Annotated in this window: 2 protein-coding genes; both read left to right on the forward strand. The window is 49.0% G+C overall.

Features of this window, described 5'->3' with window-relative positions:
- Nucleotides 1–68 precede the first annotated feature (68 nt).
- Nucleotides 69–1598 (forward strand): IS21 family transposase, encoded by a 1530-nt coding sequence (gene istA, locus BLW34_RS15155; protein WP_090581362.1) that lies wholly within the window; start codon nucleotides 69–71, stop codon nucleotides 1596–1598.
- Nucleotides 1591–2412: an IS21-like element helper ATPase IstB gene (gene istB, locus BLW34_RS15160; RefSeq protein WP_090581365.1), complete on the forward strand. Its 822-nt coding sequence runs from the start codon at nucleotides 1591–1593 to the stop codon at nucleotides 2410–2412. Before istA ends, istB begins: the two co-directional genes overlap by 8 nt.
- Nucleotides 2413–2546 lie beyond the last annotated feature (134 nt).

Here is a 2546-nt window from a genome sequence, read left to right on the forward strand (position 1 = left end):
GGAATAAAAGTGTACCAGTCCAATGCCTATAAACTGATGTATTTAACATCAAGTGAAAGGCAAAAAGGATGTATTTAGTGGAACTCTATATAAAGATTCGACGTGCGGTGATGGTAGAAGGTAGAAGTGAGCGTGAAGTTGCGCGACACTTTGGCATACACCGCAAGACTGTCAAGAAGATGTGCCAATTCGCGGTGCCGCCTGGTTACCGGCGCAAGAGCGCACCCGTATCTCCTAAGTTAGCTGCCTTCACTGGCATCATAGATGCCATCCTGGATGCGGACAAGCAAGTGCATGTTAAGCAGCGCCATACAGCGAAGCGGATACTGGAGCGGCTACGCGATGAACATGGTTTTACCGGTAGCTATACCATCGTACGCAATTATGTCTATCAAGCTGCTACCCGGCAGAAGGAAATGTTCATACCGCTGGCGCACCTGCCTGGTCATGCCCAGGTTGATTTTGGTGAAGCCGATGGCTATATTGGAGGCAAGCTGGTGCGATTCCATTATTTCTGTCTCGATTTGCCCCATTCAGATGGCTGTTTTGTCAAAGCTTATCCAACTGAAGATACTGAATCATTCCTGGATGGGCATGTCGCTGCCTTTGTGTTTCTGGGTGGAGTACCGCTATCGATCCTGTACGACAACACCAAGATTGCGGTAGCCAAGATACTGGGTGATGGCAAGCGTGAACGTACCAAGGCATTTAGCGAGCTGCAAAGCCACTATCTATTTGAAGATAAGTTCGCACGCCCTGCCAAAGGCAACGATAAGGGGAATGTTGAAGGCATGGTTGGCTACAGCCGCCGGCACTTTATGGTGCCTTTGCCCATTGCCGCTGACTTTGATGCCTTGAATGCAAAACTACTGGATGGCTGCATCAAGCGTCAACAGGCCAGGTTGCGTGGCCAAACTGAAACCATCGCTGAGCGCATGAAGCGTGATACCGCTGCGCTTATGGTATTGCCTGCGACTGCCTTTGATGCCTGCCACAAGCTTTCCACCCGTGTATCTTCACTATCGCTGGTACGTTACCGGACCAATGACTACTCGGTACCTACCGAATACGGTCACCGGGAAGTATTGGTCAAGGGTTATGTGGATCACGTCGACATTTGCTTAGGCGCAGACATCATTGCACGGCACAAGCGCAGTTATGGTCGGGAAGAATTCATTTACAACCCGTTGCACTACCTGGCATTGCTGGAACAGAAACCGCGTGCGCTCGGCCAGGCGGCACCTTTGCAGGATCGGATGCTACCCGAAGTATTTGACCGCTTGCGTCGTATGATGGAAGAGCGCATGGAACGTCGTGGTCGCAAGGAATATATTCAGGTCTTGCGGTTACTGGAGAATTTTAGCCAGGCGCAGGTCGAGCATGCAATCAAGCAAGCACTGCACTTGGGAGCAATCAGTTTTGATGCTATCAAACATTTGATTCTGTGCGCGCTAGAACGACGACCTGCCAAGCTCGACTTAACGCTCTACCCGTATTTACCTCGTGCCAGCGTTAAACCCACTGAACCCAGATCCTACTTAAGCTTGTTGCAAATGACCCAAGCAAACCAGCAGGCTGCAAAGGTGCATTATGACTGATACCTCTATCCCTACTACAGTTGCGCCGCAAGTCTTGCTGATCAATCACTTCAAGACATTGAAATTACCCACCTTTGCACGTGAATATGAAAAGGTAGGCATCGAATGCGCGCGTGAGGGCATTGACTATGCACGCTATCTATTGCGACTGTGCGAGCTTGAATGCATTGATCGTGAGCAGCGTAATACCGAACGGCGCATACGTCAGGCCAAATTCCCGGTCATTAAAAGTTTGGATACGTTCGACTTTGCTGCTATTGCTGGATTGAATAAAACGCTGGTACTTGAGTTGATACGCTGTGAATGGATTGATAAGCGTGAGAATATCATTGCGTTGGGCCCTTCAGGCGTTGGCAAGACTCATATCGCATCAGCGTTAGGGCTGGCTGCTTGTCAGAAAGGCATGAGTGTTTTATTCACCACAGCTTCAGCGCTGGTACATGAATTAATGGAAGCACGTGATGAAAAGCGATTGCGTACCTTACAAAAGCAGCTGGCCAACGTAAAGCTGCTGATCATCGACGAGCTGGGCTATGTACCATTTACAGCGGTGGGTGCAGAACTTTTGTTCGAAGTGTTCAGTCGTCGCTATGAACACGGCGCCACCCTCGTCACATCGAATTTGCCGTTTGATGAGTGGACAAGTGTGCTGGGATCGGAACGATTAACCGGTGCGTTACTGGATCGGTTAACTCACCATGTCCATATTCTCGAAATGAATGGAGAATCTTATCGCCTGGCCACAAGCAGGAAACGGCAAAAACAAACTGCACAAAACAAATCCAAAGAGGAGGATACCAGCCAATATAAATGATGCTGGGGTGAACAACCCCGAGATATAGAAAAATCAGAAGCGCTAAAACCAGAGGTTAAATCCCTCTTTTTTATTAACCTAACTGGTACACTTTTCGCGCGCTATGCTGGTACCTTTTTGCTCCGTCATTGACA

Origin of the sequence: Nitrosomonas sp. Nm58 (assembly GCF_900107335.1) — a bacterium.
Taxonomy (GTDB): Bacteria; Pseudomonadota; Gammaproteobacteria; order Burkholderiales; family Nitrosomonadaceae; genus Nitrosomonas.